9 protein-coding genes are annotated in these 12776 nt (G+C 67.3%); 3 read left to right on the top strand and 6 right to left on the bottom strand.

All coding sequences use genetic code 11. The annotated features are described in order from the left end of the window. Window positions 1–42: 42 nt before the first annotated feature. Entirely contained in the window at window positions 43–1380 is a 1338-nt protein-coding gene (locus QZ271_RS02405; protein ID WP_291428627.1) for a hemolysin family protein, read from the top strand. Further along, the gene (gene cdd / locus QZ271_RS02400) at window positions 1373–1840 is read left to right on the top strand and encodes a cytidine deaminase (RefSeq protein ID WP_291428626.1); all 468 of its coding nucleotides are present in this window, start codon (window positions 1373–1375) and stop codon (window positions 1838–1840) included. Before QZ271_RS02405 ends, cdd begins: the two co-directional genes overlap by 8 nt. Before the next feature lie 420 nt (window positions 1841–2260). Here cdd and aceA read toward each other — a convergent pair whose 3' ends face one another. The 3 genes from aceA to QZ271_RS02385 all read right to left on the bottom strand — a co-directional run bounded on the left by aceA (window position 2261) and on the right by QZ271_RS02385 (window position 5429). Then, window positions 2261–3568: an isocitrate lyase gene (gene aceA / locus QZ271_RS02395; protein ID WP_291428625.1), complete on the bottom strand. Its 1308-nt coding sequence runs from the start codon at window positions 3566–3568 to the stop codon at window positions 2261–2263. A gap of 279 nt (window positions 3569–3847) precedes the next feature. Beyond that, complete coding sequence (locus QZ271_RS02390; RefSeq protein ID WP_291428622.1) at window positions 3848–4504, bottom strand: HAD family phosphatase; 657 nt, start codon at window positions 4502–4504, stop codon at window positions 3848–3850. A 211-nt stretch (window positions 4505–4715) separates the two neighbouring features. Continuing rightward, complete coding sequence (locus tag QZ271_RS02385; protein ID WP_291428621.1) at window positions 4716–5429, bottom strand: hypothetical protein; 714 nt, start codon at window positions 5427–5429, stop codon at window positions 4716–4718. 192 nt (window positions 5430–5621) lie between these two features. Between QZ271_RS02385 and QZ271_RS02380 the strand changes: the two genes are divergently transcribed. Next, window positions 5622–6641 (top strand): bifunctional oligoribonuclease/PAP phosphatase NrnA, encoded by a 1020-nt coding sequence (locus tag QZ271_RS02380; protein ID WP_291428619.1) that lies wholly within the window; start codon window positions 5622–5624, stop codon window positions 6639–6641. Window positions 6642–6808: 167 nt separating this feature from the next. Here QZ271_RS02380 and QZ271_RS02375 read toward each other — a convergent pair whose 3' ends face one another. The 3 genes from QZ271_RS02375 to QZ271_RS02365 all read right to left on the bottom strand — a co-directional run bounded on the left by QZ271_RS02375 (window position 6809) and on the right by QZ271_RS02365 (window position 12460). Next, window positions 6809–7831 (bottom strand): serine hydrolase, encoded by a 1023-nt coding sequence (locus QZ271_RS02375; RefSeq protein WP_291428677.1) that lies wholly within the window; start codon window positions 7829–7831, stop codon window positions 6809–6811. Between the two features lie 218 nt (window positions 7832–8049). Beyond that, window positions 8050–8895 (bottom strand): DegV family protein, encoded by an 846-nt coding sequence (locus tag QZ271_RS02370; protein ID WP_291428617.1) that lies wholly within the window; start codon window positions 8893–8895, stop codon window positions 8050–8052. Between the two features lie 331 nt (window positions 8896–9226). Continuing rightward, window positions 9227–12460 carry a heterodisulfide reductase-related iron-sulfur binding cluster gene (locus QZ271_RS02365; RefSeq protein ID WP_291428615.1) on the bottom strand — a complete coding sequence of 1078 codons (3234 nt, stop codon included), beginning with the start codon at window positions 12458–12460 and terminating at the stop codon, window positions 9227–9229. Between the last annotated feature and the right edge of the window lie 316 nt (window positions 12461–12776).

Below are 12776 nucleotides of genomic sequence, written 5' to 3'. Positions count from 1 at the left end.
CTCGCGGATGACCGGGACGCGAAACTTGGAGCGCGTCCATTCATGAATGACCTTCTCGGTATTGTCGCCCTGTTCATCCTGGTGCTGATGAACGGCTTTTTCGTCGCGGCCGAATTCGCGCTCGTCAGTGTGCGCCGCACCCGCATCGATCAGCTGGCCGATGAGGGCAACGCCCGCGCGAAAGCCACGCAGCGCGCCCTTCAGAACCTCGACCTGTATATCGCCGCGACGCAGCTGGGCATCACCATGGCCAGCCTCGCCATCGGCTTCGTGGCAGAGCCGGCCATCGAGCACCTGCTGCACCCGCTGTTCGGCGAGGGGCAGTTCACGGAAGCGCAGATCACGGCCATCTCGTTCGGCGTGGCGTTCGCGATCAGCACCATCCTGCACATCGTGTTCGGGGAACTCGCCCCGAAGAGCTGGGCGTTGCAGCGCAGCGAGCAGGTCAGCCTGATCATCATCCGGCCGCTGCTGATCTTCACGGCCGTGTTCCGCTACGCCATCAAGGGCCTGAACGGACTCGGGAACGGCGTGGTGCGCCTGTTCGGGCTGCGCGGCGTGGCCGGGCATCACACGGCCTACTCGGAAGAGGAGATCCGCATGATCGTCAGCGCCTCCAGTCAGGAAGGCGTGCTGGAGGACAGCGAGAAGGAACTCGTGTACAACGTGTTCGACCTGTCCGACACCACCACCCGCGAGGTCATGACGCCCCGAATGGACATGATTGTGGTGGACGGCGCCTCGCCGCTGCGCCGCCTGCTGGAAGTGAACACCGAACACGGATACTCGCGCGTGCCGGTCTACCAGGACAACGCGGACAACATCGTGGGGATCGCGCACACCGGCGACATGCTCCGGCACCTCGACGAACTGGACCACACCGTCATTGCGGACATCATGCGTCCCGTGTACTTCGTGCCCGAAGGCATGAAGATCAAGGACCTGCTCGCCAAGATGCGCGACAAGAAAAGCCACATGAGCATCGTCGTGGACGAGTTCGGTGGCACGACCGGCCTCGTCACGCTGGAAGACGCCCTGGAAGAGATCGTCGGTGAAATCTACGACGAGACCGACGACGACGAACTGCCCATGATCGAGGTGATCAGCGAGGGCGTGTACCTGATGGACGCCAGCCTGACTGTCGGCGAGGTCGAGGAGCACCTGGGCAGCAACCTCGAAGACGGCGAGGGAGAGTTCGACACCCTCAGCGGCTTCATGAACAACCACTTCGGGGATATTCCCGCAACCGGCCAGAGCTTCGTGCATGAAGGCTGGGCCTTTACCGTCGAGGCCGCCGACCAGCGCCGCGTCACCCGCGTCCGCGTGGAACGCGCCCCCCACCACGACCCGCTGGACCCCGAGGAAGAACCCCATGAGTGAGCCCCACCAGAAGACCAGCGCCAGCAACGCCCTGAACCTCACCCCCGACCCGCAACTGCTGGAAGGCGCCAGGGCCGCGTTCAGGCAGGCGTACGCACCGTACAGCCGCTTTCATGTGGGCGCCGCCCTGCGCACCACCGACGGGCAGGTGTACTTCGGCGCGAACGTCGAGAACGCCAGCTACGGCCTGGGCCGCTGCGCCGAACAGAGCGCCGTGCAGGCCATGGCAACCGCCGGGCGGCGCGACTTTACAGACATCGTCGTGTACTCGGAAGCCACGCCGCCCGCCAGTCCCTGCGGCGCGTGCCGTCAGGTACTCTTCGAATTCGCACCGAACGCCCGCGTGGCCTGCGTGAACCAGCACGGCGACATTATCAGCGGGTACGTCAAGGACTTCCTGCCCCACGGCTTCCGACTCGAACAGCGTGACGACGGACACGCAGCCGACGCCGAGTCATAGGAACGGCATCTGTTCCGGTGGCATCCTTCCCATGCAGCGGGCGGCTACCTTCACGCCGGAAACTCTACGCCAAGAACCCCTTGTCTCCTGCTGGCCCTACGGCTCAGCCCTCCGCGTCCGCTCGGGTTGAATCGCATAATCCACCGGAGTCCGTCTTGCTCGGTTCCGCAGACGGCGAGCGCGCGCGGCAAGCCCTGCCTGCTCCCCGTCACACGGACTGCGCTCTATTGCGCCCAATCTGTTGTTCCTCCTCTCATCCGCTGGGACTGCATCGGAACTGCACCGAAACTACCGCAGTGCGTATGAGCGGCACCGTCGCCTGGCGGTCAGGCACGCCTGAGGGGGAGAAACCGGTGATCGGCTCTCCCCCTTCTGGGCGGTCATGGCGCGGCACGCACGCTGCGGTGGGTGTTCAGGCGTTCAGTCGTGAGCTCCGGCGAGTTCTTTGGTGAACTGCTGCGCTTCGGTGCTGCCAGCCAGGGCGGTGGTGCTGCTCTGTCCGCCGCTGGCGGCCTGGGCAACCAGGTCGAAGTACCCGGTACCGACCTCGCGCTGGTGCTTGACGGCGGTGAACCCGCGTTCCTGGGCGGCGAATTCGCGTTCCTGGAGTTCCACGAAGGCCGTCATCTGGTTACGGGCGTAACCGTAGGCGAGGTCGAACATGCTCATGTTCAGGCTGTGGAAGCCGGCCAGGGTGATGAACTGGAACTTGTAGCCCATCTTGCCCAGTTCGACCTGATACTTGGCGATGGTTTCGTCGTCGAGATTCTTCTTCCAGTTGAAGCTGGGGCTGCAGTTGTACGCGAGCAGCTTGCCGGGGAATTTCTCGTGCACCGCGTCGGCGAACTTCTGAGCGTCTTCCAGGTTGGGGACGCTGGTTTCGCACCAGATCACGTCGGCGTAGGGCGCGTAGGCCAGGGCGCGGCTGATGGCCTGATCGATGCCGGGTTTGACGTAGTAGAAGCCTTCGGGGGTGCGTTCGCCGGTGCAGAAGGGGCGGTCGTTGTCGTCGATGTCGCTGGTGAGCAGGTTGGCGGCGTCGGCGTCGGTGCGGGCAATCAGGACGGTGGGGACGCCGCTCACGTCGGCGGCGAGGCGCGCGGCGTTCAGGGTGCGGATGAACTGGCTGGTGGGCACGAGGACCTTACCGCCCAGGTGACCGCACTTCTTCTCGCTGGCCAGCTGGTCTTCGAAGTGCACGCCAGCGGCGCCCGCTTCGATCATGGCTTTCATCAGTTCGAAGGCGTTCAGGGGACCGCCGAACCCGGCTTCGGCGTCGGCGACGATGGGCGCGAAGTAGTCCACGTCGTTCTTGCCTTCGCTGGACTGGATCTGGTCGGCGCGGCGCAGGGTGTTGTTGATGCGCTTGACGACGTCCGGCACGCTGGAGGCGGGGTACAGGCTCTGGTCGGGGTACATCTGCCCGGCGTTGTTGGCGTCACCGGCGACCTGCCAGCCGCTCAGGTAGATGGCTTTCAGGCCGGCCTTGACCTGCTGCATGGCCTGGTTGCCGGTCAGGGCGCCCAGGGCGTTCACAAAGGGTTCTTCCTTCATCAGGCGCCAGAGTTTGTTGGCGCCGTGGCGGGCCAGGGTGTACTCGATGGGCAAGCTGCCGCGCAGTTTCACGACTTCCTCGGCGCCGTAGTTGCGCTTGATGCCCTGCCAGCGTTCCTCGGTCTGCCAGGTTTTTTCCAGGATCTCGGCGGGGGTGCGGGGGTTGGTGGTCATGGTGGTCCTCCTGGGGATGTGCTGGGGGTGGTCCGCTTTCCGGTGGGAAGGCGGTGTCTGCCGGCTTGTGTGGGTGGTGCGGGTGAACCCGCGTGGTTTCTGTAGGGGCATTGTGCGCTGTGCGCCGCGCCGCCAGGGGTGGTTTACTTCTGGACTTACGGGGTAAACCACCTGATCAGGTAAACCGCCCGGCGCGGACGTGAGACAGAGGCCGCAGGCAAACCCCCACCGGGTCGCGCGGACCGGGTGGGGGCAGGCGGAGAACCGACGGGCGGTGGTTCAGCCGTTCAGCCACTCCTGAAGGGCCTGCTCGAAGGCCGCGTGCGCCTCGTGGCTGTACAGAATGCCGTGAAACCCGGCGGCATTGGCAGCGTCGATGTTCTCCTGCACGTCGTCCACGAACGCCACCTGCGTGGCGGGTATACCCATGGCCTGCTCCAGCGCCGCGAAGGATTCAGGCGAGGGTTTCTTGTGGCCCAGTTCGTTGCTGAACACCGGCTGGTGAAAGCGCCCAAACCGGGGGTCCCGGCGCAGATGATCACTGATGACCGGGTAGTTGTTGCTCAGCAGGCCCACGCGCACGCTCAGCGGCAGCGCGGCCAGCGTGGCAAACATGGGCGGGTTCTCCACGATGCTGCCCAGATACAGTGCCTCGAACTCCTCGTAGGGCAGGGGCACCCCGGCTTCCTCCTGAATGACCGTCCAGAACTGCGGGAGGCTCCAGGCACCGACCTCCAGGTGCCGCACGTGACGGAAGTAACTGTCGCGTACCTGCTCGACGGGCACGCCGCTGCGGTCCGCGACGTTCTGGGTGCTGCGCCCGTCGAAGGTGCCGACCGTGAACACGCCGCCCCAGTCGAACGCGACGTGCCGCCCGGCCAGGTCAGGTTGGGCGTGAGACGGCGTGAACTGCGGGTGGAAGGCTGAATCGGTCATGGTACCGATTGTGCCGCACTGGAACGGCGCGTATGCCCCCTTTGTTCAGACCTGGACTTAGACGGACTGCTGTTGAGTCGGCACAATGCCGCATCAAATAAAGCAGATGCGGTCAGGAACAATAGACGCCCCTTCGCGGTATGGAACCGCAGGCGGAGGCTTTCCCGCCTGTGGCGGAGTGGAGTGCCGTCTGTATCGAACGGACGGGCGCTCAGGTTCCGGCACGGGCTCTGTGTGCGCCGTCGGTGGTGGGCTGGGCGGGGTCGTCGATCAGCAGGCCGCGCCGCACCCAGGCGCTCAGATTCAGCGCGTGCGACGCCTGCCAGGGACGCGCCCAGTCGGCCTCTGCGCCTAGCTTCTGCCCGCGCCCGTGCCGCAGGACGGAGGCGCGGTGCAGGGCCAGCAGTTCGGCGGGACTGGAGTCCGGGTGGTGATGCTGGTCCAGTTCTTCACTGAGGGCAGGCGACGGCAGGGTGGGCGATGAGGTTGTCAGGACGCAGGCCACGCCGCTGGCGCGGTCCCGCAGCCAGGTCAGGAGTTGCAGGTACGCGCGGCCCGTGCGGGCGGATTCCGGCGTTTCACTCCAGCGCAGCGCGGCGGTCGTGTCGGGTTCCAGGGTGTAGGCGCGCAGGTGCCGGACCTCACTGATGGCCGGCAGGTAGAACGTTCCATGGAATTCGGCGTTCAGGGCCAGCAGCGCCGCGTGCATGGTACCCAGTGCGCGCGACTGCTCGGGCGTGCTGCCCCAGGCGCGTTCCTCCAGGGGTTCGAAGGTCAGGGTGTCGTGCACCTCGGGGCCGGGTACGGCGCGGCCCTCCATGCGGGCGCGGCTGATGTCGGCCAGCAGCCCCACGGCGCGGTCCTCCCCCACCAGGAGTTGAAGCTCCTCGTTGGTCAGGGCGGCCAGATTCAGACGGCGGGGCACGCGCCGCAGCATACTGTGCCCGCGTCAGGCTGTCAGCTCGGATCTGGGGGGGGGTCGGCGGTGGGGATCAACCTGCGGGGGCGGCGCTGCCCTCCCAGAGCTGACCGCCCAGAGCTGACCGCCCGGAGCTGACCGTCCGGAGCTGACCGCCTGACGCGGCCCTCCCGGAGCGGCAGGATACAGTGAGCGGCGATGACCGCGCAGAACACCGCCAGCCCCGAGTACCACGCCGACCTGACACGGGTCGCCCGCACGCTGCTGGACCACACCGGCCCGTTCGTGATCCTCTCGCACGAGAACCCGGACGGCGACGCCCTGGGCAGCGTGCTGGGCCTCACGCGGGCGCTGCGCAGCCTGGGCCGCGACGTGACCGCGCCCATGACCGTCCCGCGTTACCTGAAGTTCCTGCCGGAACCCGCCGAGCTGAGTGAGCCGCTGCCTGCCGTTCCACAAGGCGCGCTCGTCGTGGTGCTGGACGTGGACAACAACGACCCGTCCCGCGTGGCCGGGCTGGACCTGACCGGGTACGCGGGACCGGTCGTCAATATTGACCATCACGGCACGAACGCCCGGCGCGCCACCGCGCTACTGGTGGACCCCTCGCGGCCCGCCACGGCCCTGATGATCACCGACCTGCTGGACGAGCTGGGCGTCACCTGGACCGAGGCGCTGGCCACCCCACTGATGCTGGGCCTGAACACCGACACGGGCAGCTTCCGCTTCGACAGCGTGACCCCCGGAACGTTCTCGGTCGCCGCGCGGCTGCGCGCCCACGGGGCGAGGCTGGGCTGGCTCAACGATCAGCTGGGTCAGAATCCGCCCACCTACTACCACCTGCTGCGCGAGGTGCTGGGCACCATGCAGTTCCTGCACGCGGGACGGGTCGTGCTGGCCCGCGTGGATCAGGCGATGCTGGACCGCGCCGGGGCCGCCTGGGAGGACGTGGAATCCTACGTGGGCCTGCTGCGCAGCGCCGAGGGCACCCTCCTGGCCGTGATGGTCAAGGATTACGGGGATCACGTGAAGCTCTCCATGCGGTCGCGGGCCGGATTCAGCGCGCAGAACGTCGCGGTGGCCCTGGGCGGCGGCGGCCACGTCCCGGCCGCCGGGGCCAGCGTGGCCGCGCCCTTCGCGGAGGTTCTGGAGCGCCTGAACGCCGCCATCACGGCCGAACTGGCCCGCCTGGACACCGAACGGAGTGCCGGGGCGTAAGCGCAGCGCATCCAGTCCCGCCGCCCCCTGACCCGGCAGTTTCTGCGCAGCTCAGGGGGCGGCGCTGGCTCCCGCTGGCAATTCATACGGACTGCCGCTCCATACCGCGAAGGGGCGTATGCTGTTCCCACTCGCATCCGCTCCGATTGATTCAGAACTGCGCCGAATCAATCGGAATCCGTCTCAGGGGCGTCCAGCACCGCCTGAATGCCCGCGTTGATCCACGCGAAGGCGCGGCGGGTGTTCGGCATGGTGTACGTCTGCGCGGCGTTGCGCTGCATGAAGGCGTACACCAGATGCCGCCCGTCGGTGGTTTCCACGTACCCGCTGTACGTCAGGAGTCGCCAGCCGTTCCCGCCCTTCCCGCCGAAGTACGCCGCCCCGCTCCGGTGCGCGAGCTTCAGCGCCGACTTTCCGTACCCGAGCGCCATGACCGTGCGCTGCCACCGCTGCGCCCGGGGCGACAGGCCGCTGCGCAGGAACTCGGAGGCGATCAGCGTCCCGAACTCATACGGGGTGCTGACGTTATGGGTGATCAGATCCAGCGCGGGGTCGTACCGTCGGTCAAAGTACTCGTCGAGGCGGCGTTGCAGGTAGTCGGCCCGGTACGCACGGGCGTCCGCGTCGATCAGGAGCGCCAGCCGCTCACGGGCGCTTCCGGTCGCGGCGGCCCAGCGTCCCGTGCCGTTGAACGTGCGGGACAGTCCGGCCTGCATGACCCACCAGTCGCGGGTGGGCATGATCAGGCGCGTGCGGCACAGCCCCAGCTCATCCGCGACGCTCTGCACGGCCGGTAGGCCCACGCGCCGGTGCAGGATGTCGGTGGCGGTGTTATCACTGTTGCGGATCATGCGTTCGGCCAGCGTGCCCACGTTGGAGCCGTCGAAGGGGTAACTACCGAGGCTCTGGTTGTCGCGCGTCACGTCAAAGCGCTCGGACGGGTTCAGCGTTCCGGCGTCCACGGCCCGCAGCACGGCCCAGAGGACCGCCTGCTTGTAGGTACTGGCCAGCGGAAACGCAGAGTCCGGATTGGTCGCCACGGCCCGCAGGGGGTGCAGGGTGGCGGGGTCCACCTCGGCCACCCACAGGCCCAGCGTGCCCGTCAGCGGCAGGGGCGGCGGCGGAGCCTTCGGGACGGGCGGGGCGCCCAGCAGGCAGCCATCAGCGCCGCGCGCCGCGAGATCGGGCAGGACCTGCGCCTGCGGGGGCTTCACCTCGCGCCGCCGCGAGGTCACGTCGCCGGACGGGGTGCCCGGGGCCTGGGCAGTTGGGGTCTGGGTAGCTCTGGTCTGGGTAGCTCTGGACTGAGTAGCTCTGGGCTGGGTGGCCCCGTGCTGGCAGGCAGTCAGCAACCCCGCCAGGAACAGCGGCGCCAGCCAGTTCAGGACAAGACTGAAGCGGCGCACCGTCAGGCGTCTAGGGGTTCCATGGTGACACCCACCGTGCCAGGGCCGGTGTGCGTGGCGACCACAGCGCCGATCTGATGATCGCCCATGTCCTCGAAGGACACGCCGCTCAGGCCCGCGCGGACCTCTTTGACGAACTCTTCGCCTCCGGGGGTGCACAGGATCGCCACGCGCGCCCCACCGTGCTGCGCGGCGTACCGCTTCACGTGATCCACGATGTCCGCCATGGCCTTCTTATGCCCGCGTACGCGGCCGCCGGGCTCGACGCGGCCGTCCCTGACGACCAGGATCGGCTTGATGTTCAGCAGGCTCGCCAGCAGCGCCTGAGCGCCCCCGATGCGGCCGTTGATGCGCAGGAAATCCAGGGTGTCCACCGTGAAGCGAATATCCGCGACCTTCTGGAGCGCCTCCAGTTTCTCCACGATCTGCGCCATGCTCAGGCCCTGCCTGACCAGTTCAGCGGCCCGCAGCGCGCGCAGGCCCAGGCCCATGGTGACCGAGCGGCTGTCGAGCACCGTGACCTTCCCACCGAACTCCTGCGCGGCCAGCCGGGCGCTGCCGACCGTGCCGGACATCTGCCCGCTGATGTGAATGCTCAGCACCTCATCGGCCGTCTTCAACGCCTCGGTGTACGCCGCCGCGAACTCGGCCGGGCTGGGCTGCGAGGTCGAAGGCGTTTTCTTCCCCGCCTTCAGGCCCGCGAACAGGTCGCTGGGCGTGATCTCAAGGCCGTCTTTGTGCATCTTGCCGTCGAACAGCACGTACAGCGGCACGCTGGTCACACCCACCTGCGCGCACAGGCTGGCGTTCAGGTCACTCGTTGAATCCGTGACGATTGCAATGGTCATTCCCTGATACTAGCCTGACACACATTCATTTTGCCGGGTATCCACCCTGCTTGCTCCCATCACGTACCCCCACCCGGCACGAACCACACCTGAGAAAGGCGCGCTGGAACATGGTGTTCCGGCGCGCCTTTCTCCTGTTCAGACGGACTGGCGTCTGGTTCGTTCACACCCCAGTACTGCGCTGGGTTGATCACTTCACACCCGGAACCCGCGTTGCTCCCCCCGGCTGGGCGGCGCAGTTCTCAGGGTCCGGGCGGATGGAATGGGGCTCATACGGACGGCCGCTCCATTCCACCGACGCCCTTCCCGGAGCCGTCCGTAACAGCTGCGGTCAGCCGTTTTTCTTGGGGTCCCACTTCTTGCGGCCCGTGGTGGGGGGCGCGTCGGTGGCCGTGGTGGCCTGCTGGCCTTCCTCCAGTGAGTTCTCGCCGACCTGCTCCAGGTGCACGTGCTCGGTGATAGGAGCCACTTCGGGCGCGGGCGCGGCGGCAGCGGCCTCAGCCAGGGCGGTGGCGGTGGTAGGGGCCGGGGCAGTGGCCGGGGCCGCTTCGGTCGTGGGGGCCGCCTGCTTCGCTTTCGGCGCCCATTTCTTGCGCTCGCCCGCCGGTGCAGGAGCAGCGGCCTGCGTGCCCTGATCGGGTTCGGCAGGCGGGGAGGCAGGCGCCGTGTCGGTCACGGGCGCAGTCGAGGGCGCGGCGGGGGTCTCGCTGGCCGGAGCGGCCACTTTCGAGCCGCCGGGCTTCCATTTGGGACGTTCGCCCGCAGCGGGCGTGGGAGCGGGCGCGGCGGCTGCCTGGACGGTCGCCCCGGCCTCAGAAACGCCAGCGTCGGCCTTGCTGGCCTGGTCAGCGCTGCTGGGCTCCGCGCTTGTCTGTGCTGGCTTGGCTTTCGGCGCCCAGGCCTTGCGGGCCGGAGCCTCGGTGGCGGCCCCTGCCGGAACGGGCGCGGGGCTCACGTCGTCGCTGCCGGGCTTTGCCTTGGGCGCCCAGGCCTTGCGGGCAGGCGCGTCTGGTGCGCCTTGCGGGGCAACCTCAGCCTCTGTGGCCGACTTGGCCGGAGGGGTGACGCTCACGTCGTCTGCCGCTTTCGGCTTCCAGCTTTTGCGGGCCGGGGCTGCGTCCAGTGGCTCCGGCGTGGGCTGTACGTCGTCGCTGCTGGCCGCCTTGGGCTTCCAGGTCTTGCGGGCGCTGGCCTCGGGGTGCGCGGCCTGCTCTTCGGGCTGCGTACCCTGGGTGGCGTCGGGACTGCCGGGCTGCGCGTTGATCACGGCGGCGGCCGTCTCGCCGACCACGGTGGCGGGCGCTCCGGCACCCGGGCGGTCGCCCGTGCGGTCCATGGGGAGCTGCGCGTTCGGGGCGCTGGCCACTTCGGGCTGCTCCAGCGGACTTGCGTCCGCGACCGGCCCGGTGGGCGCGGCCTGCTGCCAGGTGCCGTCGGCGCGCTGCACGCTCTCGAGCATCAGTTCCGCCACATCTTTCACGATGATGTCGTCGCGTTTCTGCTTTTCGGGGCTGGAGTTCATCATGGCCTTGCAGAACGGGCATCCGACGGCCAGGACCTTGCCGGGGGCGACCTCTCCGCTCTGCTCGAACTCGGCGCTCGCTTCACGCGCAGTGTCCAGGCGGGCCTGGATTTCCCGGAAGCGGTTGTCGCTGACGCGCTCACTGCCCTCTTCCTCTTCCTTCCAGAACTGCGCGCCGCCCGCACCGCAGCAGAAGGAGTTCTCGCGGCTGCGTTCGAGTTCCAGCACCTGGCCCGCCATCTGCGTGATCAGGTTGCGGGGCGCGTCGTACACGCCGTTATGGCGGCCCAGGTAGCAGGGGTCGTGGTACGTGACGTTCTCGACGAGTTCCGTCAGCGGGAGTTTCCCGGCGGCGACCAGCGTTTCGAGGTACTCGGTGTGGTGGATGGTTCGGTAGTCGCCGCCCAGCTGTTTGTACTCGTGCCCGATGGCGTTCATGCAGTGCGGGCAGGTCGCGACGATCAGTTTGGGGGCCACCTGGTTGAGCGTTTCGACGTTCTCGGCGGCCAGGGTCTGGTACAGGAACTCGTTCCCGGCGCGGCGGGCGCTGTCGCCCGTGCAGGCTTCCTTCTTGCCCAGCACGGCGTAGTTCACGCCGGCCCGGTCGAGCAGTTGCACGAAGCTGCGGGCAACCTTCTGAGCGCCGGGGTCGTAACTCGCGGCGCAACCCACCCAGTAGATCACGTCGGGTTCCGGGTTCTCCTCGATGGTGGGGACTTTCAGGCCCTCGGCCCATTCGAGGCGCTTGTCGCGGCTGATGCCCCAGGGGTTACTGGCGCGTTCCATGCCGCGGAAGGCCGTCTGGAGCTGCGGGGGGAACTCGCCGGCCACCATGACCTGATGGCGGCGGATGTCGATGATGTCGAGCATCTGCTCGTCCTGCACGGGGCAGACCTGCATGCAGGCGCCACAGGTGGTGCAGGCCCACACACTTTCCTCGTTGATGGCGAATTCCAGCAGGGGGTGAGCGGTACTCGCGCCGCCCTCGAAAGGTGCGGGCCTGAGCGTGAAGGGACTGGGGTGCGCGGCGATCACGTTCAGTTCCATGCGTTTGTTGATTTCCAGCGCGGCGGGGCTCAGGGCCTTGCCGGTCGCGTTGGCCGGGCACACGTCCTGGCAGCGGTTGCACTGAATGCAGGAGTACGCATCAAGGAGGCGCGGCCACTCCAGGTCCTCGAGTTTCTCGGCGCCCAGTTTGGGTTCGTCGGCCTCCATGGCCTCTTCCAGACCCTTCATGGGGGGCAGGACGCCGCTGCCGACGGGCCGCTTGAGCGCGTAGTTCAGCGGGGCCATGAAGATGTGGATGTGCTTGGTGAACGGGAAGTAGGCCAGGAACGCCAGGACGCTGCCCAGCGCGCCCCAGAACCCGAAGATGCGCCAGCCCTCGATGGCCTGATCGCTGGCCCCGTTAAACAGAAGGCGGCCCAGGGCGCTGCTGAACGGCTGGAAGGAGTCGTACCCGCCAAGTTTGCGGGATTCCTCGGCCATCTTCGCGGCGTTGCCGAGCACGCGGCTACCCACGTGGAAGGTGATGAACGATGAGACGATCAGACTGTCACGCAGGATGTAGTTGGCCCGCAGCAGCGGGTGCAGCAGCGTCTTGTCCGTGAAACGGAAGTCGCGTTTGCTGGGCAGGAACAGGCGGCGGATCAGGAGGCTGACCACGCCCACGAGGACCAGCATGCTGAGCAGGTCGGCCAGGAAGTTGTACCCGGCGAACAGCAGGCTGTCTTTCGAGTAGATGTGGAAGGGAATGTACCCTTCGAGGCCGTCCACGACGTTGACCAGCAGGTAGTACACGAAGCCGTAGAAGATGAAGGAGTGCAGCACGCTGATGGTGGTGCGGCGGCGGAAGGTGCGCTCCTGGGTGAGACTGACCCGGATGGCGTACAGTACGCGCTGGACGGGGTTCCCGGCGCGGTCCTCGCTGGCGGGGGCGCCGCGCGCCACGCGGCGGTACAGACGGTAGAAGCCCCACAGGCCGAAGCCGCCGGCAATCAGGGCAAAGATGAAGAACAGCACTTGGTGGATCAGGGGCAGCAAGGGGCAACTCCTTTAGGCAGGAAACGAGACGGGCGGAAACTTGTACCGAGTCAAAGTATGGGGAAAGTATAGGGGATGCCGGGCATCAGGGAATCACCCCCACCATAACCTCTCATGGCTTCCGATTGATTCGGAACTGCACCGAATCCATCCGAACAGACGCGAGTAGAAACAGTTGCGAGTAGGAACAGTTGCAACTGGGAACAGATGCGACTGGGAACAACGGACGCCCCTTCGCGGTATGGAGCCACAGGCTGTGTCTTCCCGACTGTGGTGTGATGAAGCGGCAGTCCGTTTCAGCCCACCAGACCGACCC

It is taken from the genome of Deinococcus sp., from assembly GCF_018260555.1.
Lineage (GTDB): Bacteria > Deinococcota > Deinococci > Deinococcales > Deinococcaceae > Deinococcus.
The sequence above is the reverse complement of the archived record's forward strand: the minus strand, read 5'-3'. Positions and strand labels throughout refer to the sequence as shown.